Source organism: Rhodoferax sp. (genome assembly GCF_023701345.1).
In the GTDB taxonomy this organism is placed as follows: domain Bacteria; phylum Pseudomonadota; class Gammaproteobacteria; order Burkholderiales; family Burkholderiaceae_C; genus Rhodoferax.
On the sequence record NZ_JAMPXE010000002.1, the window covers coordinates 39,097 to 64,036 of the forward strand.

Annotated in this window: 24 protein-coding genes; 9 read left to right on the top strand and 15 right to left on the bottom strand. The window is 60.9% G+C overall.

What is annotated here, in order from left to right; all coding sequences use genetic code 11:
- Positions 1 to 5: 5 nt before the first annotated feature.
- The 5 genes from pobA to NDI87_RS00620 all read right to left on the bottom strand — a co-directional run bounded on the left by pobA (position 6) and on the right by NDI87_RS00620 (position 5,417).
- Positions 6 to 1,199 (bottom strand): 4-hydroxybenzoate 3-monooxygenase, encoded by a 1,194-nt coding sequence (pobA, locus tag NDI87_RS00600; RefSeq protein ID WP_296272878.1) that lies wholly within the window; start codon positions 1,197 to 1,199, stop codon positions 6 to 8.
- Positions 1,200 to 1,216: 17 nt separating this feature from the next.
- Positions 1,217 to 2,548 (bottom strand): TRAP transporter large permease, encoded by a 1,332-nt coding sequence (locus NDI87_RS00605; RefSeq protein WP_296272801.1) that lies wholly within the window; start codon positions 2,546 to 2,548, stop codon positions 1,217 to 1,219.
- Positions 2,545 to 3,096, bottom strand: coding sequence for a TRAP transporter small permease (locus NDI87_RS00610; RefSeq protein ID WP_296272802.1), 552 nt, complete (start codon positions 3,094 to 3,096; stop codon positions 2,545 to 2,547). Before NDI87_RS00610 ends, NDI87_RS00605 begins: the two co-directional genes overlap by 4 nt.
- A 103-nt stretch (positions 3,097 to 3,199) precedes the next feature.
- Positions 3,200 to 4,234, bottom strand: a complete 1,035-nt coding sequence (locus NDI87_RS00615; protein ID WP_296272804.1) for a TRAP transporter substrate-binding protein — start codon at positions 4,232 to 4,234, stop codon at positions 3,200 to 3,202.
- A 58-nt stretch (positions 4,235 to 4,292) separates the two neighbouring features.
- Complete coding sequence (locus NDI87_RS00620; protein ID WP_296272805.1) at positions 4,293 to 5,417, bottom strand: 4-oxalomesaconate tautomerase; 1,125 nt, start codon at positions 5,415 to 5,417, stop codon at positions 4,293 to 4,295.
- 137 nt (positions 5,418 to 5,554) lie between these two features.
- On the opposite strand from NDI87_RS00620, the gene NDI87_RS00625 reads away from it, so the two are divergent.
- A complete protein-coding gene (locus NDI87_RS00625; RefSeq protein WP_296272806.1) occupies positions 5,555 to 6,463 on the top strand; it encodes a LysR substrate-binding domain-containing protein in 909 nt (302 codons plus the stop codon).
- Positions 6,464 to 6,476: 13 nt separating this feature from the next.
- Here NDI87_RS00625 and parC read toward each other — a convergent pair whose 3' ends face one another.
- Positions 6,477 to 8,849: a DNA topoisomerase IV subunit A gene (gene parC, locus NDI87_RS00630; protein WP_296272807.1), complete on the bottom strand. Its 2,373-nt coding sequence runs from the start codon at positions 8,847 to 8,849 to the stop codon at positions 6,477 to 6,479.
- A gap of 181 nt (positions 8,850 to 9,030) precedes the next feature.
- Complete coding sequence (locus tag NDI87_RS00635; protein WP_296272808.1) at positions 9,031 to 11,001, bottom strand: DNA topoisomerase IV subunit B; 1,971 nt, start codon at positions 10,999 to 11,001, stop codon at positions 9,031 to 9,033.
- 212 nt (positions 11,002 to 11,213) lie between these two features.
- Between NDI87_RS00635 and NDI87_RS00640 the strand changes: the two genes are divergently transcribed.
- From NDI87_RS00640 to bamC, 6 genes are all read left to right on the top strand, one after another.
- Positions 11,214 to 12,362 (top strand): branched-chain amino acid ABC transporter substrate-binding protein, encoded by a 1,149-nt coding sequence (locus NDI87_RS00640; RefSeq protein WP_296272810.1) that lies wholly within the window; start codon positions 11,214 to 11,216, stop codon positions 12,360 to 12,362.
- A gap of 79 nt (positions 12,363 to 12,441) precedes the next feature.
- A complete protein-coding gene (locus NDI87_RS00645) occupies positions 12,442 to 13,635 on the top strand; it encodes an MFS transporter (RefSeq protein ID WP_296272812.1) in 1,194 nt (397 codons plus the stop codon).
- 4 nt (positions 13,636 to 13,639) lie between these two features.
- Positions 13,640 to 13,765, top strand: coding sequence for a hypothetical protein (locus NDI87_RS00650; RefSeq protein WP_296272814.1), 126 nt, complete (start codon positions 13,640 to 13,642; stop codon positions 13,763 to 13,765).
- Between the two features lie 14 nt (positions 13,766 to 13,779).
- A complete protein-coding gene (locus NDI87_RS00655; RefSeq protein ID WP_296272816.1) occupies positions 13,780 to 14,340 on the top strand; it encodes a class I SAM-dependent methyltransferase in 561 nt (186 codons plus the stop codon).
- Between the two features lie 28 nt (positions 14,341 to 14,368).
- Positions 14,369 to 15,262, top strand: coding sequence for a 4-hydroxy-tetrahydrodipicolinate synthase (gene dapA, locus NDI87_RS00660; RefSeq protein ID WP_296272818.1), 894 nt, complete (start codon positions 14,369 to 14,371; stop codon positions 15,260 to 15,262).
- Positions 15,263 to 15,318: 56 nt separating this feature from the next.
- Positions 15,319 to 16,401 carry an outer membrane protein assembly factor BamC gene (bamC, locus tag NDI87_RS00665; protein WP_296272820.1) on the top strand — a complete coding sequence of 361 codons (1,083 nt, stop codon included), beginning with the start codon at positions 15,319 to 15,321 and terminating at the stop codon, positions 16,399 to 16,401.
- Between the two features lie 119 nt (positions 16,402 to 16,520).
- Here bamC and NDI87_RS00670 read toward each other — a convergent pair whose 3' ends face one another.
- The 6 genes from NDI87_RS00670 to NDI87_RS00695 all read right to left on the bottom strand — a co-directional run bounded on the left by NDI87_RS00670 (position 16,521) and on the right by NDI87_RS00695 (position 21,709).
- Positions 16,521 to 17,177: a nitroreductase gene (locus NDI87_RS00670; protein ID WP_296272880.1), complete on the bottom strand. Its 657-nt coding sequence runs from the start codon at positions 17,175 to 17,177 to the stop codon at positions 16,521 to 16,523.
- Positions 17,178 to 17,242: 65 nt separating this feature from the next.
- On the bottom strand, positions 17,243 to 17,674 hold the full coding sequence (locus tag NDI87_RS00675; RefSeq protein WP_296272821.1) for a thioesterase family protein: 432 nt from the start codon (positions 17,672 to 17,674) through the stop codon (positions 17,243 to 17,245).
- Positions 17,675 to 17,677: 3 nt separating this feature from the next.
- Entirely contained in the window at positions 17,678 to 19,117 is a 1,440-nt protein-coding gene (locus NDI87_RS00680) for a LutB/LldF family L-lactate oxidation iron-sulfur protein (protein ID WP_296272823.1), read from the bottom strand.
- The gene (locus tag NDI87_RS00685; RefSeq protein WP_296272825.1) at positions 19,114 to 19,836 is read right to left on the bottom strand and encodes a lactate utilization protein; all 723 of its coding nucleotides are present in this window, start codon (positions 19,834 to 19,836) and stop codon (positions 19,114 to 19,116) included. The genes NDI87_RS00680 and NDI87_RS00685 overlap by 4 nt, the downstream gene beginning before the upstream one ends.
- Positions 19,833 to 20,651 (bottom strand): (Fe-S)-binding protein, encoded by an 819-nt coding sequence (locus NDI87_RS00690; protein WP_296272828.1) that lies wholly within the window; start codon positions 20,649 to 20,651, stop codon positions 19,833 to 19,835. The genes NDI87_RS00685 and NDI87_RS00690 overlap by 4 nt, the downstream gene beginning before the upstream one ends.
- A 107-nt stretch (positions 20,652 to 20,758) precedes the next feature.
- Entirely contained in the window at positions 20,759 to 21,709 is a 951-nt protein-coding gene (locus tag NDI87_RS00695; protein ID WP_296272831.1) for a histone deacetylase, read from the bottom strand.
- A 242-nt stretch (positions 21,710 to 21,951) separates the two neighbouring features.
- Here NDI87_RS00695 and NDI87_RS00700 point away from each other — a divergent pair, with 242 nt between their 5' ends.
- The gene (locus NDI87_RS00700) at positions 21,952 to 22,491 is read left to right on the top strand and encodes a phasin family protein (RefSeq protein WP_296272882.1); all 540 of its coding nucleotides are present in this window, start codon (positions 21,952 to 21,954) and stop codon (positions 22,489 to 22,491) included.
- 208 nt (positions 22,492 to 22,699) lie between these two features.
- On the opposite strand, the gene NDI87_RS00705 is transcribed toward NDI87_RS00700, so the two are convergent.
- Complete coding sequence (locus NDI87_RS00705; RefSeq protein ID WP_296272833.1) at positions 22,700 to 23,635, bottom strand: DHHA1 domain-containing protein; 936 nt, start codon at positions 23,633 to 23,635, stop codon at positions 22,700 to 22,702.
- A gap of 20 nt (positions 23,636 to 23,655) precedes the next feature.
- Between NDI87_RS00705 and NDI87_RS00710 the strand changes: the two genes are divergently transcribed.
- Positions 23,656 to 23,952, top strand: coding sequence for a 2Fe-2S iron-sulfur cluster binding domain-containing protein (locus NDI87_RS00710; RefSeq protein WP_296272835.1), 297 nt, complete (start codon positions 23,656 to 23,658; stop codon positions 23,950 to 23,952).
- A gap of 2 nt (positions 23,953 to 23,954) precedes the next feature.
- Here NDI87_RS00710 and ylqF read toward each other — a convergent pair whose 3' ends face one another.
- Positions 23,955 to 24,914 (bottom strand): ribosome biogenesis GTPase YlqF, encoded by a 960-nt coding sequence (ylqF, locus tag NDI87_RS00715; protein WP_296272837.1) that lies wholly within the window; start codon positions 24,912 to 24,914, stop codon positions 23,955 to 23,957.
- Positions 24,915 to 24,940 lie beyond the last annotated feature (26 nt).

The following is a 24,940-nucleotide window of genomic DNA, read 5'->3' on the forward strand; positions in this document are numbered from 1 at the left end:
GTCAATCAAGACTTGGGCTCGGCAAAATCGAGCGGCAGGCCGACATAGTTCTCGGCGATCGACAGAGAGCCGGCGTGCGAGTTGAGCAGGTAGTCGAGCTCGGCTTCCTGGAAGCGGCTGGTGATCGGGCCATCCTCAGGAAAACGGTGCATCAGCGTGGTCATCCACCACGAAAAACGCTCGGCTTTCCAGATGCGGCGCAGGCAGCGTTCGGAATAGGTGTCGATGCCGTGCTCGCTGTGTTTCTGGTAGAAATCGACCAGCGCGTTGCACAGGTACTTGACGTCGGTGGCGGCCAGATTCAGGCCCTTGGCACCGGTGGGTGGCACGATGTGCGCGGCGTCCCCGGCCAGGAACAGGCGGCCGAAACGCATGGGTTCGGTGACAAAGCTGCGCAGCGGCGCAATGCTTTTTTCGATCGACGGCCCGGTGACCAGTTTGGCATTGGCTTCATCGTCGAGCCGCAGGCGCAGCTCCTGCCAGAAGGCGGCGTCGGTCCAGTCTTCAATGCGGTCGGTGAGCGGCACCTGCAGGTAGTAGCGGCTGCGGGTTTTGCTGCGCTGCGAGCACAGGGCAAAACCGCGCGGACTGTTGACATAAATGAGTTCGTCGTGCACCGGTGGGGTGTCGGACAACAGCCCGAGCCAGCCAAAGGGATAGACCTTCTCGAACTCCTGAATCGACTTGCGCGGTACGCTGGCCCGGCACACGCCATGGAATCCATCACAGCCGGCAATGAAGTCGCACACCAGTTCCATGGCCTGGCCCTGGTGGGTAAAAGTGACCCGTGGCCGTTGGGTGTCAAAGTCCAGCACCTGCACCTCACTGGCTTCGTAATAAGTGGGCAAGCCCGCTGCCACACGCGCATCCATCAGGTCGTGGGTGACCTCGGTCTGGCCGTACACCATCACGTTCTTGCCGCCGGTCAGGCCGTTCAGATCCACACGATGGCGCTTGCCGCAGTACAGCATGTCAAAGCCGCCGTGCACCAAGCCCTCGCGGTGCATACGTGCGCCCACGCCCGCCTCGTCGAGCAGATCGATGGCCACCTGCTCCAGCACACCGGCACGGATGCGGCTCAGCACATAGTCGCCCGAGACGCGTTCGACGATGACCGCGTCAATGCCGGCCTTGTGCAGCAACTGGCCCAACAGCAGGCCGCTGGGCCCCGCGCCAATGATGGCCACCTGGGTACGAATGGAAGTTGTCATGTGAGTCACCCCTTAAAGGTATGCACCAGCACCAGTGCGATGGAAGGGAACATCAGCAGCATGGCGATGCGAATGAAGTCAGACAGCAAAAACGGCATCACGCCCTTGAAGGTTTCGACCAGCGGCACGTCGCGGGCCAGCCGGTTGATGATGAACACGTTCATGCCCACCGGCGGGTGCACCAGGCCGATCTCGACCACCATCAGCGCCAGGATGCCGAACCAGATGCTCTTGTCGCTATCGGTCATGCCAAAAAAGTCCAGCCCCATCACCACCGGGTAAAAAATCGGGATGGTCAGCAGGATCATGGCCAGGCTGTCCATGACACAGCCCAAAAAGATGTAGATCAGCAAAATGGCGATCATCACCACCATCGGGCTCAGCTGGCTGGCCTGCACCCAGGCGGCCAGCTCGACCGGCATCTGCGACAGGGCCAGTGCGGTGTTGAGCATGTCGGCCCCCAGCAGCACCAGAAAAATCATGGCCGTGGCTTGTGCGGTGCCCAAAGCGCTGTCGATCAAACCGCGCAAGCGCATGCCGCCCGACACCACCGCCAGCACGCCACAGGCTGCGGCGCCAATGGCGGCCGCCTCGGTCGGGTTGGCCCAGCCGCCGTAGATACCGACGATCACCACCACAAAGACAGCCAGCACGGGTGCCACCTGCAGCAGCGCCTTCAGACGCTTGGCCCAACTCGAACGCGGGCCGGCCGGGCCGGCATTGGGGTTGAGGGTGACGATGATCTTGATCACCAGCATGTAGCCCAGCATGGCGATGATGCCCGGCAGCACCGCAGCCATGAACAGCTTGCCGATCGACTCCTGCGTCAGGATGGCATAAATCACCAGTGGCACCGACGGCGGAATCATGATGCCCAGCGTGCCGCCGGCTGCGAGTGCGCCGGTCGCCAGGGAACCCGAGTAACCAAAGCGCTTGAGCTCGGGCAAAGCCACCTGCCCCATGGTCGCTGCGGTGGCCAGCGACGAACCGCAAATGGCGCCAAAACCGGCACACGCGCCAATCGAGGCCATGGCCACACCGCCCTTGAGGTGGCCCATGAAAGCTTCGACAAACCGGAACAGTGCCGCGCTCAAGCCGCCATGGGTGGCGAACTGGCCCATCAGCAAAAACAGCGGGATCACCACGATGTCGTAGTTGGACAGGCGGGCATAGGCCAGGTTTTTAAGGAAATTCAGGATCGGCAGCGCCTCGGCCCCGGTCAGATAGAAGTAACCCGCTGCGCCCATGGTGAACATGGCGATGCCAATCGGCACGCGCACCACCAGCAGCAGCATCAGGCAGGCAAAAATGACGCCGCCAATGGCAATACCGCTCATGACTTCACCCCGCTTTGCGCCGCGCTCATGCGCCAGTGAAAACTCACCATGTAGAAACCAGCCAGCGCCATCAGCAGAAACCCGGGCACCATCAACACCTGGGCAACCCAGATTGGCCAGCCCAGAATCATGCTGGTCTCACCCGCCTCCTTGATCGCCAACGCCCCCACGGCGGCGCGCCAGGTGATCAGCGCCCCGAACAAGCCCACCAGCAGCGAGCCAAAAGCATCAAGGCGATGCACCGTGGCCGGACTGGCCTTGGCGGTGAAGAAGTCCACCTTGACATCACCGCCATTGAGGTGGCAGTAAGAAAAAAAGCTGGCCGAGGCAAAAGCGGCCGCCATTTGCAGCATTTCGACATCGCCGGGCACCGGCGCGGCAAACAGCTTGCGCCCGACAATGCTGATGATGCTCATGACCACGATGGCCACGAACATCAGGCCGCCCATGATGGCCGACACTTTGGAGGCGCGAAACAAAATTTGGCCTATAGGACCAAAGGCAAGCGAAGCGGCACCAGGGTCGGCACCGGGAATGGGCTCATGCATGAACACTCCTACTCTGACGCTGCCATCCAGGGACGCATCAAATGGTTGAAATTGGGGGATGACCTGTGTGACGCACGCCACCCAGGTCGAGCCGACAGCTTGCTTACTTGACCGCGTACTTGCTGATCAAGGCGCGTGCGTTTTCCAGCAGCAACTTGCCGTTGGCACCTTTGGCGGTGACATCTGCCACCCAATCCGTGGTGATTTGCTCGCTCGCCTTTTTCCAGCTTTGGAGCTCTGAGGCAGGAATCACGTTGTGGGTGTTCTTTTCGGTCAGCTTCTTGCCAATGCCATCGGCCGCCAGAAAGGTCTTGCCGACCTGACCTGACAGGGCCTGGCCGCTGTTGGCGTCGATCACCTTTTTCAGGTCAGGCGGCAGGCTCTCGTATTTGGCCTTATTCATGGCAAAAACGAACGTGGAGGTGTAAATGGCGGGCTCGGCCGGGTCGGTCTCGGAATGGAACTTGACCAGCTCCTGGATCTTGACCGAAGGCACCACTTCATAGGGCACCAGGGCGCCGTCGATCACCGACTTGGCCAGGGCCTCGCTCACGGCCGGCACCGGCATGGCCACGGGGGTGGCACCCAATGCGGCCAGCAGCTTGTTGGTCTGGCGGGTCGGGGCACGGACTTTCAGACCCTTCAGGTCAGCCATGGTTTTGATGGGTTTGTTGGTCATGTGAAACACGCCATCGCCATGGACGTGCAGCGCCAGCAGCTTGACATCCTTGAACTCGGCGGCCACGTTCGGATTGGTTTGAACAAAGTCCCACAGCGCCTTGCTGGTGCCCTCCGGGCTTTGCATCATGAAGGGAAGCTCGAACACTTCAGACAAGGGGAAGCGACCCGCCATGTAGCCGGGCAACACCCAGGTCACATCGACCACGCCGTCCTTGACCTGGTCAAACAGCTGCGGCGGTGTGCCACCGAGCTGCATGGACGGGTAGATCTGGCATTTCATTTTGTCGCCGGATTCCAGGGCGATCTTGTCGCACCAGGGCTTGATGAACATGGTCTGGGCGGCCGAGCCGGCCGGCAGGAAGTGGTGCACCTTGAGCGTGACCGTCTGCGCTGAGGCGCTGAGTGCGGCGCAAGCCAGCACTGAGAGTGCCGCGAAGGATTTAAATGATGCTTTCATGTTGTCTCCTGTTGTAAAAATAAAACCAAGTTTTCCAGTTCAAATGGTAGCGGTTGTTTCAGCGCGCCGAGGCAGGGCCGGACCAGATCGTGGCGGGCACCATGACCTCGCCCCGCATGATCAGGCGTGCCGTGCGCAGCAAGGCCGCTTGCGTCACTTGCTGCGGGTCTTGCGGGTCCAGCCCCAGGGCCACGCTGAATTCTCCGGTGGGGTGCTCGACCGATACCGTGGGCGCGTTGCCCGGCTGCATCACGGCCACGCCGTCGCACACCGAGCCCTTGAGCACACAGGCGGTCCCCACCGTGACGGCGGCCAGCACGCCAATGGCGTCATGGCACACATGCGGAATAAAACTGCGGGTGTTGATGCTGCCACCGGCGCGAGGCGGCGCAATCAGCGTCATTTTGGGATAGTTCTTTTGCGCCACATCGCCCAGGCCCATCTTGCGCGAAATCTGCAAACGCAGCGCTTCCAGGCGGCGCTTCAGGTTGTCATCGGCATTGAGTTCGGCCACGCTCTCATAACCGGTGCGGCCCATGTCGGCAGCTTCGATCAGCACCAGCGGCATGCCGTTGTCAATGCAGGTCACATCGAGCGTAAAGGGGGCAAAATTTTCGCCAGTGACCGTGATGGTGTCACGTACCTGCCCTGTCGGCAGCAAGCTGGAACACACCGAGCCGGCGGTATCCAGAAAATTGATGGTGACTGGCGCGGCACTACCTGGAACGCCGTCAATGCGGGCGTCGCCACCGTAATTCACCCGGCCGCCTTGCGTGGCCACCGTGATGTCGCACTGCATGCCGGTGTTGAGGGTCAGCACGCGCGCTGTGGTGGTGTCACCCTGCACGGGAACCAGGCCGCGCTCGATGGCAAAGGGCAGCACGGCAGCCAGCATGTTGCCGCAGTTGGGCGTGGTGTCCACGGTGTCGCGCTCGGGCTGCAACTGGGCAAACAAAAAGTCCACCGCCACACCGGGCGTTTGACTGGTGCTGACGATGCCGACCTTGCTGGTCAGCGGGTGCGCGCCGCCCAACCCGTCGATCTGGCGCCGGTCCGGCGAACCCATCACCGCCAGCAGCACCCGGTCCCGCGTGGCCACGTCAGCAGGCAAATCCGAGGCCAGAAAAAATGGCCCGCGTGAGGTGCCACCGCGCATGAAATAACAGGGAATGGGAGTTTGCATGGGGCGGATTTTGACGATATCTGCCGACCTTCAAAAGCCAATCAAGCCACTACCAGATATAACAACTTGGCATAATTGGCATCTTGTTATGGTTAACCCTTAATCCCACAACACAGACACTTCACCGACGACAGCCCATGGACCTGAAACAACTCGAATACTTTGTGCGCGTGGCCGAGCTTGGCAGTTTTACCCGCGCCGCCATTGCCCTGAACGTGGCGCAACCGGCACTAAGCCGTCAGGTGCGCCTGCTGGAAGTGGAGCTGCGGCAAAACCTGCTGACGCGCAACGGCCGCGGCGCCTTGCCCACCGAGGCCGGCAAACTGCTGCTGGCGCATGGTCGCGGCATCCTGCACCAAGTGGCACGTGCACGTGAAGAGTTGGGCCGGGTGCGCGGCTCGCTGGCGGGCAGAGTGGCCGTGGGCCTGCCGACCAGCCTGGCGCGGGTGCTGACCGTACCGCTGATCCGGGCCCATCAAACCGAATTGCCCGATGCCACGCTGGCCATCAGCGAAGGCTTGTCGATGCCCATGCAGGAGTCGCTACTGGCCGGGCGGCTCGACATTGCGGTGCTCTACAACGCCCAGCCCAGTTCCGACATCGACATCACCCCGCTGCTCGAAGAAGACCTGCTGCTGGTGCAACGGCGCCCGCCCGGTCTGGCCGAAGAACCGCCACCCGGCCCCATCACACTGCGCGAACTGGCCCGCTTGCCGCTGGTCATCCCGACCCGGCCCAACGCCATCCGCATGCAGGTGGAGACCGAACTCGCCAACCTGGGTTGTCGCCTGAACATGGCACTTGAAATTGATGGGGTATCCGCGATTCTGGATCTGGTGGCAGACGGAGCCGGCAGCGCCGTGCTGTCGCGCAACGCAGTGGCCAGTTCGATCCGGCCCTCCGCATTCACCGTGCGCACCATCACGGACCCGGTATTGCGCACCAAAATCTGCATGGCCACCAGCGCACTTAGGCCCACCACACTGACGCAGCAAGCCACGCTGGCGCTGCTGCAGCGCACGGTGCAGCAGGTTTTCAAGCTGTAAAAAGCCGGAAAACCTATTCCACCCGCGTGATCGACACCGGCTTGAAACCGAGGTCAGCCACCTTGCCCTTGCGTGCCCGTGCCGCCCGGGCGTTGTTGAGGCTGCGGATTTCCAGTGTTTCATCACGCGCCTTGCCACCGCGGCCAATGCCTTCAATGCGCACGCTTCGGGTGTAGGCGGCCGCGCCGGCCAGCGTGTCCTTGGCCTCCAAGTCCAGCAGCATCAGGCCACGGCCGCCATTGGCTTGTGGCCTGAGTTCGCTGAGCTCGAAGGTCAGAATGCGCCCGCCCGTGGAGGCACAGGCGACATGGGTGGCTGGCGCGACAGCGGTTGCGGCATTGGCCACCAAGGAGGGCTGGCACAGGGTTTCGCCCTCGTTCACGGTGACAAAGGCCTTGCCCGCTTTTTGGCGCGAGACCATGTTGGCCACCGTGGCGGTAAATCCGTAAGCCCCGGAGCTGCTCAACAACAGCGTAGCCTCCATCGGACCGGCAAAATAAGACAGCAATTGGGTGCCTGCCTCCAGTTCAATCAGGCTGGTGATCGGCTGACCGTCGCCCCGGCCACCGGGCAGCAGCGCCACCGCCACCGAATAGACGCGGCCGTTGGCGCCAAAAGCCAGCAGGGTATCGACGGAGCGGCACTCGAACGTGCCATACAGCGCATCGCCAGCCTTGAAGTTGTATTCGGGTGTTGGCGCGCCATTGAGCCGGTCACGCGCCCAGCCTTTTTGCGTGCGCACCCAGCCTTTCTGACTGACCACCACGGTCACAGACTCGTCCACCACCTTGACTTCGAGCACCACTTTTTTCTCGGTCTGGATCAGGGTGCGGCGAGGATCAGCGAAGGTCTTGGCGTCCGCCTCGATTTCTTTCACCATCAGGCGGCGCAGCGCCGCCGGGCTGCCCAGAATTTCTTCCAGCCTGTTCTGCTCCTCACGCAGACCGGCCAGCTCCTGCTCGATCTTGATGGCCTCCAGCCGCGCCAATTGGCGCAGGCGGATTTCGAGAATGTCCTCAGCCTGCCGCTCCGACAGATTGAAACGCGCGATCAAGGCCGCCTTGGGTTCGTCGGCCTGGCGGATGATGGCGATCACCTCGTCAATGTTGAGCAACACCAGCGCCCGGCCTTCCAGGATGTGGATGCGGTCCAGCACCTTGGTCAGCCGGTGGCGGGTGCGCCGCTCGATGGTGGTCTGCCGGAACGCAATCCACTCGGTGACCATCTGGCGCAGCGACTTGAGTGTGGGCCGGCCATCGAGCCCGATCATGGTCAGGTTGATCGGGCTTGACGTTTCCAGGCTGGTATGCGCCAGCAGCGTATTGATGAGCTCCTGCTGGCCGATCTTGCTGGTCTTGGGCTCGCACACCAGGCGCACGGCCGCGTCCTTGCTGGACTCGTCGCGCACGCCGTCGAGCACCGACAGCACGGTGGCCTTGAGCTGGTTTTGCTCCAGCGACAGGGCTTTCTTGCCGGCCTTGATCTTGGGGTTGGTCAGCTCTTCAATTTCTTCGAGCACGCGCTGGGTGCTGACACCGGGCGGCAACTCGGTCACCACCAGTTGCCACTGGCCGCGCGCCAGTTCTTCGATCTTCCAGCGGGCCCGGCATTTCAAGGAACCGCGACCGCTGCGGTAGGCCTCGGCAATCTCGGCGGCGCTGCTGATGATCTGGCCGCCGCCGGGAAAGTCCGGGCCCGGCAGCAGGGCAAACAATTCATCGTCCAGCAGGTTCGGCGTCTTGATCAGCGCCACGCAGGCATCGGCCACCTCGCGCAGGTTGTGGCTCGGGATTTCGGTGGCCAGGCCCACGGCGATGCCGCTGGCGCCGTTGAGCAGGGCAAACGGCAGGCGCGCCGGCAGCTGCTTGGGCTCCTCGGTGGAGCCGTCGTAGTTGGGTGAAAAATCGACCGTGCCCTCGTCGATTTCGTCGAGCAATAGGCTGGTGATTTTGGCCAACCGCGCCTCGGTGTAACGCATGGCGGCAGCGCCGTCGCCGTCGCGACTGCCAAAGTTGCCCTGGCCGTCGATCAGCGGGTAACGCTGCGAAAAGTCTTGCGCCATACGCACCAGCGCGTCGTAGGCGGCACTGTCGCCGTGCGGGTGGTAACGGCCCAACACATCACCCACCACGCGCGCACATTTGACCGGTTTGGCCCCGGTGTTGCCATTGGCGCCACCAAAACCCAGGCCCATGCGGCTCATGGCATACAAAATGCGCCGCTGCACCGGTTTCTGACCGTCACACACATCCGGCAAGGCGCGCCCCTTGACCACGCTAAGGGCGTATTCCAGATAGGCCTGCTGGGCATAAGTGGCCAGGTTCAGCGCGTCGTCACCCTCGGGCTGGGCCGGGGCCGGGGGTTCAAAAATGAGTTGATCAGTCATAAAACCAGTTTCAAAAATTCAAAAATCAAGTAGCCTCATCATTGCGCCAGGTAACCCGCGAGGCAGGCAGTCTGGGCAACTTCCTCATACTGGAGTACCAGAAATCGTCAGTCCCCCAGACTGCCCACCTCGCTAGACGCATCGATGAATCGAGCAGTAGCCAGCCCAATTTATCCGACAGTTAAACATCAATCTCCACCGAATCCCCGTGCAACTCCATCAACTCCCGGCGCGCCGCAGCCTCCCCCTTGCCCATCAGCTTGGTCATGAGTTCGGAGGTTTGCAGCACACTCAAGCTGCCCAAATGCACCGGCAGTAACCTGCGGGTGTCGGGATTCAGCGTGGTGTCCCACAACTGTTCGGCGTTCATCTCGCCCAGGCCCTTGAAGCGGCTGATGGTCCAGGTGCCTTCGCGCACGCCTTCCTTGCGCAGCTTGTCCAGAATGGCGGTGAGTTCGCCTTCATCGAGGGCATAGGCCTTGGACGCGGGCTTTTTGCCGCGTGCCGGCGCATCCACCCGGAACAGCGGCGGGCGGGCCACAAAGACATGACCGGTGTCGATTAGCTTGGGAAAATGCTTGAAAAACAAGGTTAGCAACAGCACCTGGATGTGCGAACCGTCCACGTCAGCATCACTCAAAATGCAAATCTTGCCGTAGCGCAGGCCGCTCAGATCGGGGGCGTCATCGGGTCCGTGCGGATCGACGCCAATGGCCACGGCAATGTCGTGGATTTCGTTGTTGGCAAAAAGGCGGTCACGCTCGACTTCCCAGGTGTTCAGGACCTTGCCGCGCAAGGGCAGCACAGCCTGGCTTTCCTTGTTGCGCCCCATCTTGGCGCTGCCGCCCGCCGAGTCACCTTCGACCAGAAAAACCTCGTTCTCGGCAATGTCGCGGCTCTCGCAGTCGGTGAGCTTGCCCGGCAACACCGCCACGCCCGAGCCCTTGCGCTTTTCAACCTTTTGGCCTGCCTTCTGGCGGCTTTGCGCGGCCTTGATGGCAATCTCGGCCAGCTTCTTGCCGTATTCCACATTCTGGTTCAGCCACAGCTCCAGCGCCGGCCGGACAAAGCTGGACACCAGCCGCACCGCATCACGCGAGTTCAGTCGCTCCTTGATCTGGCCCTGGAACTGCGGGTCGAGCACCTTGGTCGACAACACATAACTGGCGCGCGCAAAGACGTCGTCGGGCAGCAGCTTGACGCCCTTGGGCAACAGCGAATGCATTTCCACAAAGCTTTTCACCGCCGTGTACAAACCATCGCGCAAGCCCGACTCGTGCGTGCCACCGGCGGGAGTCGGGATCAGGTTGACATAACTTTCGCGCACCGGCTGGCCGTCTTCGGTGAAGGCCACGCACCAGGCCGCGCCCTCGCCCTCGGCAAAACTGTCGTGCTGGGCGTCGGCAAAACCCTCGCCTTCAAACAGCGGAATGACCGGCTCACCGGTCAGGGTCTGCGTCAGGTAATCGCGCAAGCCTCCCTTGAACACCCAGGTCTGGGACTCTTTGGTTTTCTCCTGCACCAGCGTCACCGAAACGCCTGGCATCAACACCGCCTTGCTGCGCAACAGGTGCTCCAGATGCGCCATCGGCAGTACCATCGACTCAAAATATTTACCGTCGGGCCAGACCCGCACCGTGGTACCCGACTTGCGGTCGCCCTCGCCTGCCGGTCGCACGCTCAGGGGCTCGATCACGTTGCCACCGGCAAACACCAGGCGTGCCACCTGGCCTTCGCGGTAGGTAGTGGCCTCCAGGCGCAGCGACAAGGCATTGGTCACGCTCACACCCACGCCATGCAGGCCACCGGAAAAACTGTAGGCACCGCCCTGGCCCTTGTCAAATTTGCCACCGGCGTGCAACTGGGTAAATACCAGTTCGATCACCGGCGCATGCTCGGTGGGGTGCATGCCGAAGGGAATGCCACGGCCATCGTCTTCGACGGTGATCGATCCGTCGGCATGGACGATGGTCTTGATCTTTTTGCCGTGCCCGGCCAGCGCTTCGTCAGCGGCGTTATCCAGCACCTCCTGGATGACGTGCATCGGGTTGTCGGTGCGGGTGTACATGCCCGGACGCTGTTTGACCGGCTCCAGCCCTTTCAGGACGCGGATCGAGTTTTCGGAATATTCGGGGGTGGGTTTGCTTGCCATAACAGCGCATTGTAATCAGCCGGTTTTTAAACAACTGGATGGATAACCAGTCTTCAAAATTCACCGCTTCACCGGCGTTGCCCATGCCATCGACTTGGCGCAGCCGCTGACAGCAGAACCCGACATGGCAACAAACGGCCCGGGAGTAACATCGACACATCAGGGAAAACCCTGATGTTGCTTTTTTTCATTTGAAACTCTGATCACCGACCATGAAATTGACCTCTACCCATTACGTTTCACTTCGTCTCACTGCCCTTGCCGTGTTGGGACTCACCACTGTCTTCGCCAGCGCACAGGATGTGCAAACCGTGCGTATCGCCCACGCCGGCCCGACTTCGGGTGGCATTGCCCACATCGGCAAAGATACAGAAAACGGCGTGCGCATGGCCATTGACGAACTGAACACCCAGGCCATCGTCATTGGCGGCAAGAAAATCAAATTTGAACTGGCGGCCGAGGACGACGCCGGCGACCCGCGTCAGGCCACCGCAGTGGCACAAAAGCTGTGCGACTCCAAAGTGGCTGGCGTGGTCGGCCACTTGCAGTCGGGCACCACCATCCCGGCTTCATCCGTGTACAACAAATGCGATCTGCCCCACATCACGGTGGCAGCCACCAACCCCGACGTAACCAAGCGCGGCTACGCCACCACTTTCCGCCTGATTGCCGACGACAACGCGCTGGGTGCGGCGCTGGCCGTGTATGCCAGCGACAAGCTCAAACTCAAAACGGTTGCCGTCATTGATGACCGCACGGCCTATGGCCAGGGTTTGGCCAACGTCTTCAAGGCCACCGCCAAACAAAAGGGCATGCAGATCCTGGCCGAAGAGTTCACCACGGACAAGGCCACCGATTTCATGGCCATCCTGACCAACATCAAGAGCAAGAAACCAGATGCCATCTTTTACGGCGGCCTCGACTCCCAGGCCGGCCCCATGCTGCGCCAGATGGCGCAGCTGGGCATGTCCAATGTGAAGTTCTTTGGCGGTGACGGCCTGTGCACCGAGAAGCTGGCTGAGCTTTCCAGCAAGGCGGCTGCACTCAAGGGCGTCACCTGCGCCACGGGCGGTGCTTCAGTGCAAAAAATGCAGGGCGGCGCGGCCTGGAAGAAAAAATACGATGCCCGTTTTCCTGGCCAGTTCCAGATTTACAGCCCCTACGCCTACGATGCCACCTATGTTTTGGTGGATGCCATGAAGCGCGCCCAGTCCGTCGATCCCGCGGTCTACACCCCGTTCATCGGCAAAACCAAGCTCAAGGGTATCACCGCCAACATCGCCTTCACCCCGAAAAACGAGTTGACCGTGCCCGCCGTGACGCTGTACTCTTACAAGGACAACGTGCGCGCAGAGCATTAAGGCTTAAAGACCTGGCGGGTGCGGGGCGGGCATAGTTCGGTATATTCCACGCATGTCGCATCCCGCCAAAACACTTTCCATGAACCAGGTCCTGCTATGCGGAGCCGCCATCGTCACGATTTCAATGGGCATCCGGCACGGCTTTGGGCTGTGGCTGCAGCCCATGACACAAGACCTGAACTGGAGCCGCGAAACCTTTGCCTTCGCCCTGGCCATCCAAAACCTGGTGTGGGGATTGACCGGCGTTTTGGCCGGCATGCTGGCCGATCGCTTTGGCGCTTTTCGCGTCATCGTGGGTGGCGCCCTGCTTTACGCCCTGGGGCTGCTGGGCATGGCCTATGCCACCACCGCGCTGCTGCTGTCGCTGAGTGCCGGGGTGCTGATAGGCATGGCGCAAGCGGGCACCACCTATGCCATCATTTACGGCGTGATTGGCCGCAACATCAGCGCCAGCAAACGCTCCTGGGCCATGGGCGTGGCGGCAGCGGCGGGCTCCTTTGGTCAGTTCCTGATGGTGCCGACCGAGGGTTTCCTGATTGACAGTCTGGGCTGGCAGCAGGCCCTGGTGGCGCTGGCGCTGGCGGCGCTGCTGATCATGCCACTGGCCTGGGGCCTGCGTGAGCCGGGGTTCAGGGGCGGCGCCGGGCATTTTCGCGAGCAGTCCATTATGCAGGCGCTGCGCGAGGCCTTTCAATACCGCAGCTTCCAGTTGCTGATGGCCGGTTATTTTGTCTGCGGCTTCCAGGTGGTGTTCATTGGTGTGCACATGCCGAGCTACCTGAAAGACCAGGGACTCGCGTCCAACGTGGCCAGCATCTCCCTGGCGCTGATTGGCCTGTTCAATGTGTTTGGCACCTACGCCGCAGGCGTGCTGGGCCAGCGCATGCAAAAGAAAAACATCCTGGCCTTCATTTATTTTGCGCGCGCTGTCGTCATCAGCATCTTTTTGCTGGTGCCGCTGTCGCCCATGAGCGTCTACGTGTTCTCGGCCGTGATGGGCCTGCTGTGGCTGTCCACCGTGCCGCCGACCAATGCCACCGTGGCGCAGATTTTTGGTGTGGCGCATTTGTCCATGCTTGGAGGCTTTGTTTTCTTCAGCCACCAGATCGGCTCTTTCATGGGCGTCTGGCTGGGCGGCTATCTGTTTGACCGCACCGGCAGCTACGACATCGTTTGGTACATCGCGATTGCACTGGGCGTGCTGGCAGCGCTGGTCAACCTGCCGATCAAGGAAGCCGCCATTGTGCGCACACCGGTGCCCCAGGGGGCCTGACGCCATGAAACCGGTCCAGAAAGTCCTGCTCTACACCGGCTTGGCTGTGGTGCTGGGGCTGGTGTTTGCCATGTACACCCAGCCCGACTTTGTCATGACGCTGGCCAACCAGGTGTGGGGTTGCTTTTAGTGTCTGATCACAACTTGAGTGAGCCCTCTGACTGGGTGCAACACTGGCAGCATTTGATCCACCCCAACGCGCGCGTGCTGGACGTGGCTTGCGGCTCGGGTCGCCACATGGCATGGCTGAGCCAACGGGGCTGCAATTGCACCGGCATCGACCGCTCGGCGGAGGCGCTGGCGCAAGCCGGCCGCTTCGGCGACACGGTCCAGGCGGACATCGAAGGCGGTCCCTGGCCCCTGATGCAGCACGGCCTGCCGCAACAATTTGACGTGGTGCTGGTCACCAATTACCTGTGGCGGCCGCTGTTTCCCGTATTGCTGCAAAGCCTGGCACCAGATGGCTTGCTGCTTTATGAAACCTTTGCCCAGGGCAACGAAACCGTAGGCAAACCGGCCCGGCCCGATTTCTTGCTGCAAACCGGCGAATTGCTGCAACTCTGCCAGAGCCTGCGCATAGTGGCGTTTGAGGATGGTTTCCTGCCGAACCCGGAGCGCTTTGTGCAGCGCATTGCGGCTTTCAGGCCCTTGCAAGCCTTTAACACGGCATCGTCACCCGCGCGTTACCCGCTCTCGCTAAAATGATACGTTAATCCAATTACCAGAAGACAAGATGTCAAACTCCACGCCCCAACTTACCGGCAGTATTGTTGCCCTGGTCACCCCCATGCATCCTGACGGCAGCGTGGACTACCCGGCGCTGCGCAAACTGATCGACTGGCACATTGCCGAGGGAACGGATTGCATTGGCGTGGTCGGCACCACCGGCGAGTCGCCCACCGTCAGTGTCGAAGAGCACCGTGAGATCATCCGTGTCGCCGTGGAACAGGCTGCCAGGCGCGTGCCTATCATGGCCGGCTGCGGTTCCAACTGCACCGCTGAAGCCATTGAACTGACCAAATTCGCCAAAAAAGTGGGCGCCGATTACCAGTTGCAGGTGGTGCCTTACTACAACAAGCCGACCCAGGAAGGCCAGTACCAGCACTTCAAGGCCATTGCCGAAGCCGTTGACCTGCCCATGGTGTTGTACAACGTGCCCGGGCGCACGGTGGCAGACATGACCATTGAAACGGCGCTGCGCCTGGCCCAGGTGCCCGGCATCGTGGGCATCAAGGAAGCCACCGGCAACATGGACCGTGCCCAATGGCTGATTCGCGAGGCCCCCAGGCACTTTGCCATTTATTCAGGTGACGACCCCACCGCAGTGGCGTTGATGCTGTGCGGTGGTCATGGCAACGTCAGCGTCACGGCCAATGTGGCCCCGCGCCTGATGCACGAACTGTGCATGGCAGCCATCGCCGGTGATGTCAAACGCGCCATGGAAATTCAATTCAAATTGATGCCACTGCATAAGAACCTGTTTGTCGAAGCCAACCCGATCCCTGTGAAATGGGCCGTGGCACGCATGAACCTGTGTGGCGGAACGCTGCGTTTGCCCATGACGGAGCTGACCCCCGCCTACGTGCCGGTGGTAGAAGCCGCCTTGCGCGACGTTGGCCTGCTTTGACGCCAGGCTGCTCCGCTGTCCCCCGCTGAACCGATCTTTGACCCAAAGGAACCTTTGTGAACCCTATTTCCAGAATTGCACTCCTTGGCCTGACCCTGACCCTGGGCGCGTGCTCGGTGCTCGAGACCGACAAGGTGGACTACAAAAGTGCCGGCAAGGCGCCGACACTTGAAGTGCCACCTGACCTGACCCAGCTGTCGCGCGAAACACGTTATGCCGTACCTGGCGCAGCGGTCACCGCTTCCAGTTTTCAAATTGGCCAGCTTGCCACTCAAACCACGCCCACAGCGGCAACGTCCTTGGGTGATGTGCGCATCGAGCGCGCCGGCACCCAACGCTGGCTGGTCATCAGCCGCCCGGCCGACAAATTGTGGGAGCCGGTGAAAGACTTCTGGCTGGAAAACGGTTTTTTATTGGTGATGGACCAGGCCAACCTGGGCATCATGGAAACCGACTGGGCAGAAAACCGGGCCAAAATCCCGCAGGACATCATCCGCAACACCATTGGCAAGGTGTTTGATTCGCTGTACTCCACCGGCGAACGTGACAAGTTTCGCACCCGTCTGGAACGCAACCCCAGCGGCGGCACCGACATTTTCATCAGCCACCGCGGCATGATCGAGGTCTATAGCTCGACCTCCAAAGACCAGACCGTGTGGCAGCCCCGTGCCGCCGACCCCGAGCTCGAAACCGAATTTTTGCGCCGCCTGATGGTCAAGCTTGGCATCTCCGAGGTGCAATCCAAAGCCCTGGTCGCCGCCGGGCCGGGCAGCACAGGCGCCCAGATGGACACCGTCAACGGCCAGCCTGTGGTGCGCCTGAATGACGAATTTGACCGTGCCTGGCGCCGGGTGGGTCTGGCGCTGGACCGCACCAATTTCACCGTGGAAGACCGTGACCGCAGCAAAGGCATTTACTTTGTGCGTTATGTGGCGCCCAACGCCGACAAGGCCGAACCGGGCTTCTTTGGCAAACTCTTCGGCTCTTCCAAGCCCGACAGTGCACCGCAAAAATTCACCATCTCGGTACAGAGCCAGGGCAACACCAGCACGGTGTCGGTGCAAAACGCGAATGGCAGTCAAGCGGCGATGGCTGACGCGCAGCGCATCGTCAAAGTGTTGGCGGACGACCTCAAGTAAGAAAAAAGAAAACCGTCACTGCGAGCCCTTCGGCGGGCTCAGGACAGGCGGTAGCGCGGCAGTCGATGCCGTCGGAAGTCATGGTTTGCTTCACTTGCGCTCGCAATGTCGTCGCTGATTCAGTCCAGCCAGCGGGTGAACTCTGACACCGCTTCACGCGGAGTGCGGAAGCTGTTCACCAACTGCTCCGTATCCGCGTAACCCAGGGCCATGCCGCACACCAGCATTTCGTCCGGGCCGGCGCCAATGTGCGGCAGGATCAGACTGGCATAGCCGTTCCACGCCGCCTGCGGGCAGGTATGCAAGCCACGGGCGCGCGCCGCCACCATGATGTTCTGCAGAAACATGCCGTAATCGAGCAAGGAGCCGCGCCCCATGATCCGGTTGATGGTGAACATCAGGCCCACCGGGGCGTCAAAAAACTTGTAGTTGCGCTGGTGCTGCGCATGCATTTTGTCCTTGTCACCCTTGCCAATGCCGAGCAAGTTGTACAGGCCCCAGCCATTTTCTCGGCGCCGGTCAATGTAGGGGCTGACCCACTTTTCAGGGTAATAGTCATATTCTTCGCAGTACGCGGCGGCCAGCGCCGGGTTGGCACGCAGCGCATCATGGGCGGCACAGACCTTGTCCACCAGACTGTTGCGGCTATTGCCTTGCAGCACATAGACCTTCCAGGGTTGGGTGTTGGTGCCCGACGGGGCCCGGCTTGCCACCTGCAGGATGTCGTGCAGGGCCTGCTGCGTTACCGCCCGTTGGGTAAAGGCGCGGGCAGACATGCGCGAGGTGATGGCGGTGTCCACGGTGGCTGCGTTCAGTTCTGAATCAGACAATTTTTCTGGGGTCAAACGAGTTTCTCCAGGACAGTTTTGAGGGGTTCGGGCAAGGGGGTGGGCCGGCGCGTTGCACGGTCCACATAGACATGGATGAAGTGGCCCTTGGCGGCGGTCAAGGGGGCATCTTGCGCAAACAGCCCGACCTCAAAGCGCACACTGGAATTACCCAGGCGCGCCAGGCGAATGCCGGCCTCGACGGTTTGTGGAAACGCCAGCGGCTCGAAATAATTGCACTGGGTTTCGATCACCAGCCCAATGGTCTGACCGTGTTCGATGTCGAGCACGCCCTGCTCGATCAGGTAGGCGTTCACCGCCGTGTCAAACCAGCTGTAGTAAACGACATTGTTGACGTGACCATAGGCATCGTTGTCCATCCAGCGGGTGCTGATGGCGCGAAACACCTTGTAGGCGCTGCGCGGTTCAGGTTGTGGCTTGTGCATGGGTCAGGATTTTCGGTCCTTTTCCTTGAGCAGGTCGCGCAGGCGCCTGGGAGCGGGTACCAGCGGCGTGCGGCTGCGCGTCCAGGCGCCCTGGTCGGACGGTGACAGGGCGCGGCCCCGGCTCATGAACCAGGATGCCAGCTTGTACAGGCCCGAGCGGCCATACACCTGGGCCCAGACATTCCAGACCGCTGTACTGGCTGCGGTGCGCCCGGCGCCGCTGCCGCGCAAGGTGGCCTCGTCGCTGTCAGGCTTGGCTTGCGAGGCATTGCGCAAGCGCACCAGGATATCGGTGATCGGTATCTTGACCGGGCAGACCTCAACGCAGGCCCCGCACAGGGTCGAGGCAAAGGCCAGCGGGTAAGTGGCATCCAGCCCCAGCATGTGCGGCGAGATGATGGCGCCGATCGGGCCCGGGTAAGTGGTGCCATAGGCGTGGCCGCCGATGCGCGCATACACCGGGCAATGGTTCATGCAGGCGCCGCAGCGGATGCATTTGAGGGTTTCGCGCAGTTCTTCATCGGCATAGGCCTGGGTGCGGCCGTTGTCGAGCAGGATCAGGTGCACTTCTTCGGGGCCGTCTTTTTCACCGGGCTGGCGCGGGCCGCTGATCAAATTGAAATAGGTGGTGACCGCCTGGCCGGTGGCCGAGCGCGACAGCAGGCTGTACAGCGGCGGCACATGCTCCAGCTTTTCCACCACTTTTTCAATGCCGGTGATGGCGATATGCACCTTGGGCACGGTGGTGCACATGCGACCGTTGCCTTCGTTTTCCACCAGGCACAGGGTGCCGGTTTCGGCCACGCAAAAGTTCACGCCCGACAAGCCGATGTCGGCATCGGCAAACTTGCGCCGCAGCACCTTGCGACCAATGCGAATCAGGGCATCAACGTCTTCGGTATAGGCCACGCCCGGAATTTCTTCGGCAAACAGCTTGGCAATCGCCTGTTTGGTCTTGTGGATGGCCGGCATGATGATATGCGACGGCGCCTCGCCGGCGAGCTGCACGATGTACTCACCCATGTCGGATTCCAGCGCCTCGATACCGGCTGCCTCCATGGCGTGGTTAAAACCCACCTCTTCGCTCACCATCGACTTGCCCTTGATGATGCGTTTGGCCTTGACCCGCTGGGCAATACCGAGGGCAATGGCGTTGGCCTCATCGGGGTTTTGCGCCCAGTGCACCTGGATGCCGTTGGCGGTGAGCCGGGCCTCAAGCTGCTCCAGCAGGCGCGGCAGGTTGGCCAAACTGTAGCGGCGAATTTGTGAACCCAGTTCGCGCAGACCCTGCAACTCTTGCTCATCGGGAAACTGGGCGCGCCGTTTGGCCTGCAGGAAGTCCATGGCGCCGCGAAAATTCTTGCGCTGACCCGGATCATTGAGCACACTGCGGCTGCGCTCCTTGAAGTCTTCCATCGGGTGGATCTTGATGACCTGGCTCATGCGGCTGCTCCTGGTTGGGCGGGGGCTGCGTGACGCAACAGCACCACCAGTTCGCGCGGGCCATGCGCACCGTAGGCCAGCGTTTGCTGGATGTCGGCGGTCTTGGACGGGCCGCAAATCAACAGCGCGTTGGTCGGCAAACTGTCCTTCCAGCCCTCGGTTGCCACCGCCGAATGAAAATCGGCATGGATGGTGGCCACATCCAGCAGCACAAAGTGCACCGACGGCACCAGCGACATCAGGCGCGGTTCGGCGGGCGTGGGCCACACAATCAGGCTGCCAATCTCGGCAATGGCGCTTTTGGCCAGCGTCAGCGAGGCATCGACCTCGTCAAACAGCACATCGCGCCAGGAATCAATGGACTCGGCATAACGTTTGAGTTCCAGGTTGGCGGGTTGACGCGCCTCCAATGCGGCACCGTGCGGCGTGTCAGTGCCAATGAGCAGATTGCGCAGGCCCTTGGCGGCGACCAGGCGCAACAAGAGATCGGGCCAATCGGCAGCCGTGGTGTCGTGCACCTCGGTTTTGACGGCTTCCAGCGCGGCGCGCAGGCGGCTCACGCGCTGGGCGCTGTCTTCACTGCGCTGGTGCGCTTCAAACCAGGCCTTGACATCTGGCAAGGGCAGCGGCTCCGGCGTGGCCGTGGCGCGCAATCGGCCCAGGATGCTGCTGCGCGCGTTCGCTTCAGCCGCGCCGGTGGGGTTCAAGGTCGCGTTCATGCGGCGTCTCCGGTGGCGGCTTGTTCAGCCGTTCGACGCCACAAAAAACTGGCCAGGTGTTCACCCGGCAACGTGGGCTGGGGCAAGCCAGCCAATTCGTCCTGCCTGGCAGCGCGACCGGTAATGTTGAGCAGGCAACCGCAGTCGGCGCTGACCACCAAGCCAGCCCCCGTGTCGCGGATGGCGGCCACCTTGTCGCTGACGATGGCCTCGGAAATATCGGGATAACGCATGGCAAAGGTACCGCCAAAGCCGCAGCACTCCTCAATGCGTACCTGTTCCTTCACGGTCACCTGCGCCATGCTGTCAAGCAGCGCCACACTGGTCTCATGCACGCCCATTTCGCGGCGCGCGTGGCACGAGGTGTGCAGCGCGATGGTGCATGGCGCGCCCAGGTCTGGCTGGCTGAAATTGACCACATGCACCAGGAATTCACTGAGTTCATAGACCCGCTCCGACAGGTCCACCGCCTTGGCGTGCAACACCGGGTCGCCGGCAAACAGATGCGGGTAATGCTTGCGGATCATGCCGCCGCAAGAGCCCGATGGAATCACCACCGGCCAGGGCTCGACAAACAGATTCAATTGCTGCAAGGCCACGGCACGTGCCTCCTCCGGAAAACCGCTGCTGTGGGCGGGCTGGCCGCAGCAGGTTTGCGCTTCCAGGTAATGCACCCGAATGCCTTCGCGCTCCAGCAGGCGTACCGTGTCCAGACCCGCCTCGGGCGCGAACTGGTCAATCAGACAGGTGGCAAACAGGTAGACATCGGTCGGTTTTGGCGGGTAGGTTCGCGCTTCAAAGGTGCTTAAGGTCATCTATCTTGTCTCCTCGTTGTGGCACGCGTTTGGCGCGCATGGCTGGATTGTGAAACATTTAGCCGTCTTGTTCTTGTGATATTCGCACGGGAGAGTTTTCAATAATTTCAAACGTCCAGACCGGCCTGTTGACCTGGATGCTGCTGCCAGCGCTGTGCATAAGACAGCCCCAGGCGAAAGGTGCGGCGTTGAATCCGGACGGTCTCTTCAATCTGCCTGCCATAGCCACCCGCCATCACGAACGCCACCGGAATCCGGCGCTCATGACACCAGTCAAACACGCGCCGATCCCGCGCCTCCAACCCGTCCTCGGTCAAGGCCAGGCGACCCAGGCGGTCACCCCGGTAGGGATCGGCACCGGCCAGGTACAGCACCAAGCCGGGCTCAAAGCGCTGGCTCAGCTCGAGCAGCGCCTGCTCCAGCGCGGCCAGGTACTCCGTATCGCCACAGCCATCAGGCAGCGCCACGTCCAGGTCGCTGGCCTCCTTGCGAAACGGAAAATTCTTGTCGCCATGCAGTGACAGCGTGAACACGCTGTCGTCTTGTTGAAAAATATGCGCCGTGCCATTGCCCTGATGCACATCCAGGTCGATCACCGCCACCTTCAGGGGCTGACGGTGTTGCCGCTGCCACTCTGCTTGCGCCAGACGTGCCGCCACCGCCACATCATTGAAAACACAAAATCCGCCGCCCTTGTCGGCGTAAGCATGGTGCGTGCCGCCTGCCAGATTGGCCGCCACGCCGGTTTGCAGTGCCGAGCGCACCGCCGCGACCGTGGCACCTACCGAGCGTCGCGCCCGCGCCACCATGAATTCGCTCCAGGGGAAGCCAATCTCGCGCATGGCAGCGGCACTGATCTGGCCGCTCACCAGGGTTTCGATGTACCCGGGCGTGTGCACCAGGGCCAATTGGCCGTCGCTGGCAGCGGGCGCCTCCAACAACGTCACCGCCGGCAGATGCTGCGCGATGGCTTCGCGCAGCATGGCGTATTTGGCCATCGGAAAACGATGTCCCGGCGGCAAGGGCAAGACAAAATGATCTGAATAAAAAGCCTGCATGGCGTTATTTTGGCTTGATGACAAAACTGGCATTTTGAGACTTTGCGGGTCAGACCACCCGCACAGCGACGTGCTCTGACCCCAGATGATTAGGAATTAGTCTCTAATTTGCTGCAATGCAACAAAAAAAGCTTGCGCAGACTTGGGATCCCCCTATAATTCAAACCATGCTGCACTGCAACATAAACCGGGTTCACTCAGTTTCGGCGCAGATACCTTTTTACTAAACCTCTGGAGAATTGATTATGCTGACCGTAGAACAAGTGATGGCCTCACAAAAAGCCAATGTTGAAACCCTGTTGGGCCTGACTTCCAAAGCCTTTGAAGGCGTGGAAAAGATTGTTGAACTCAACCTGAGCGCGTCCAAAGCTGCTTTGGCTGAAACCGGTGACGCCGCCAAGGCCATGTTGAGCGTCAAAGATGCCCAGGAATTGCTGGCACTGCAATCCGGCCTGCTGCAACCCCTGGCTGAAAAGACCGCTGCTTACAGCCGTCACCTGTACGAAATCGCGACCGGCGCTTCCAGCGAGTTCACCAAGGCTTTTGAAAGCCAGGCTGCTGAAGCCCAGCAACAATTTGCCGGTATGGTTGAAGCCGCCGCCAAAAACGCACCTGCCGGTTCTGAAACCGCAGTGGCGGTGATGAAGAGCTCGGTGGCTGCTGCTACCAGTGCCCTGGAGTCCGTGCAAAAAGCGGTCAAGCAAGCCACTGACGTGGCCGAAGCCAACTTCAATGCCGTGGCGGCCACCGCTACCACCAAACCTGCTGCTAAAAAGCGTTAATGTTTGAGTCCGGCAAGTCAAACATCAAATTAATTTAAGAATTTGACTTTAAAACCAAGGGGAAACCCTGGCTTGCTTGGTATCATTTGGAATATCGAAAACGAAAGTTTTCCAACCGTTGTCTCCTCGGGTCCTTTCGAAACCTTCAGGTTCAGGGACTCCTTAAGGGTTGGTCGCAAGACCAACCCTTTTTTTTGCTCTGTTCAGATCAGGTCGGTGCATCCGTCATGGTTCCCGTCAGGGTACCACCGAGCAGTTCAGGCAGGCGATCGATCGGCATCTTGAATCCACTGGCCTGGGCATGGCCACCCCCACCCATGCTGGCCGCCAGGGGAATGCAATTGAAATCAGACCTGGAGCGCAGGCCGCACTTGACCACCCCTTTTTTGTCGACACTCCAGAGCAAGGCAAAGGTGCCGGATTTCCGACACAGCAAATCACCCACCAGACTGTGAAAGACACCGGGTGCATTGACCATCAGTCCAGCCACGCCATTGAAGACCACGGGGCTCGCCGCATCAGCGATCAATTCGGCCAGCTTTGAAAACTTCTCGTCCATGGCGTGGCCACGTTCGATGAAGGCCGCCAGTTGCACGGCATCCATTTGTGCAATGTACTGCCAGCGCGCAAAGTCAAACGGCTCCATGTCGAGGGCCGCCAGAAAACTGGCACTTTCAGGATATTGCCAGACCCAGATGTCACGGTCTTCGACAAACCGGACCAGATCCGGCACTGGATGTGCCGGATGGAAAAACTCCCAGGCCAATCGGGCGCCCGACTTCTTCATGTCGAAGTGCACCACACCGCAGCAACACACAAAACCGGTCAGTTTCTCCGCCGCGCTCAGGTGATGGTCCAGCATGACCAGCTTGGCGGCGCGTTCTTCAATGGCGCGCAAAATAGCTTCACCAAAGGAAAAGTCCAAAATGTACACGGCGCGCCCGGCCAGCGCCGGCAAGTCATCCACCGACCGGACATCCCCATGGTCGAGGGCCAAAAATTCGGCCTTGCCATGGTAATACGTCCAGGCCGCCAGCGCTGCAGCAAAGCCGTCCGGGCAGGTGTGGCCATGGTAAATGATGAGGGGCTGAGGGTCGTTTGGGTCGGGCTTGACCAGCAAGCTCAGTGGCAATATGGATTTCATTGGCTAAATATAATTGATCGATGAGTGTAGACAAGAACCCGACAATTTTCACTGGCTTCGCCGAACCCGATGCCCGCCAGTTTGATGCCTGGTCGCATCAGCCGCTGCTGATGTCAATGGAACAAGGTGGTATCGACTGGCCAAGCTCCTGCCGCAACGGCACCTGCCGCACCTGTTTCAGCAAGCTGGACAGTGGTCAGGTGCACTACCAGATCGAGTGGCCGGGTTTGAGCGCCGAAGAAAAAGACGACGGCTACGTGCTGCCCTGTGTGGCCTACCCCTGCTCGGACGTGGTGCTGCGGCACGAAGCTTTTTGAAATCAGCGTGATGAGCGTAAATCCGGGCGCGGGACTTTTTTGAACCTGATTTTTCGGTCCAGTTCGATCGCATCCTTTTTCACCTGACGCTGGGCATCCAGCGTTTTCCCCACAGCCAGCCACTGGGCAAATTCTTCGGGTGTCTCCAGCGTCATGCGACCGATCACGCCCGAGCGAAAGTCGTAGATCGCAATCTCGGCGGCCTTTTGCAGATTAACCTTTTTGCCACCCTGCAAAGCGCCGCGCTGGCGACCAATCGCTTCCAGCAACAGCTCATCTGTCATGGCGGCCACACCCGTGAGCTTGAAGCGGGCCTCCAGCAGCGCCGGGTAATGCGTTTTTAAATAATCCAGCAGTTCCAGCGCCGCTTCTTCTTCATCAAAGGCATTGCGACCAATGGCGCCACTGGCGGCCAGGTTGTAGCCACTCTTGGCCACAATGATGCGCGGCCACAACATGCCCGGCGTGTCGTACAGATAAAAGTCGTCGGCCAGGCTGATGCGCTGCTCCAGCTTGGTGATGCCGGCTTCATCGCCAGTCTTGGCAGCGCGCTTGGCGGTGAGCGTATTGATCAGGGTCGATTTGCCCACGTTGGGAATGCCGCAGATCAGCACCCGCATCGGCTTGACCATGCCACCGCGGTTGGGCGCCAGCTCAAAACAGGCTTTGACCAGTGCCTTGGCGGGCGCCGCCATGCTGGCGTCCAGCCCGATGGCGCGGGTGCCGCTCTGGCTGTTGTAATGCGCCAGCCACTGCACGGTGCGCTCCGGGTCGGCCAGGTCCTGCTTATTCAGGACCTTGAGTGTCGGTTTGCCCTGCGTCAGCTCAGCCAGCATCGGGTTGGCGCTGGATCCGGGCAGGCGGGCGTCGAGCAATTCGATCACGACATCGATGTTTTTGACGCGTTCGGCTATCGCCTTTTGCGTCAGGTGCATGTGGCCGGGAAACCATTGAATTGCCATGTTTTATAAATCCAGTTTGAACCGCA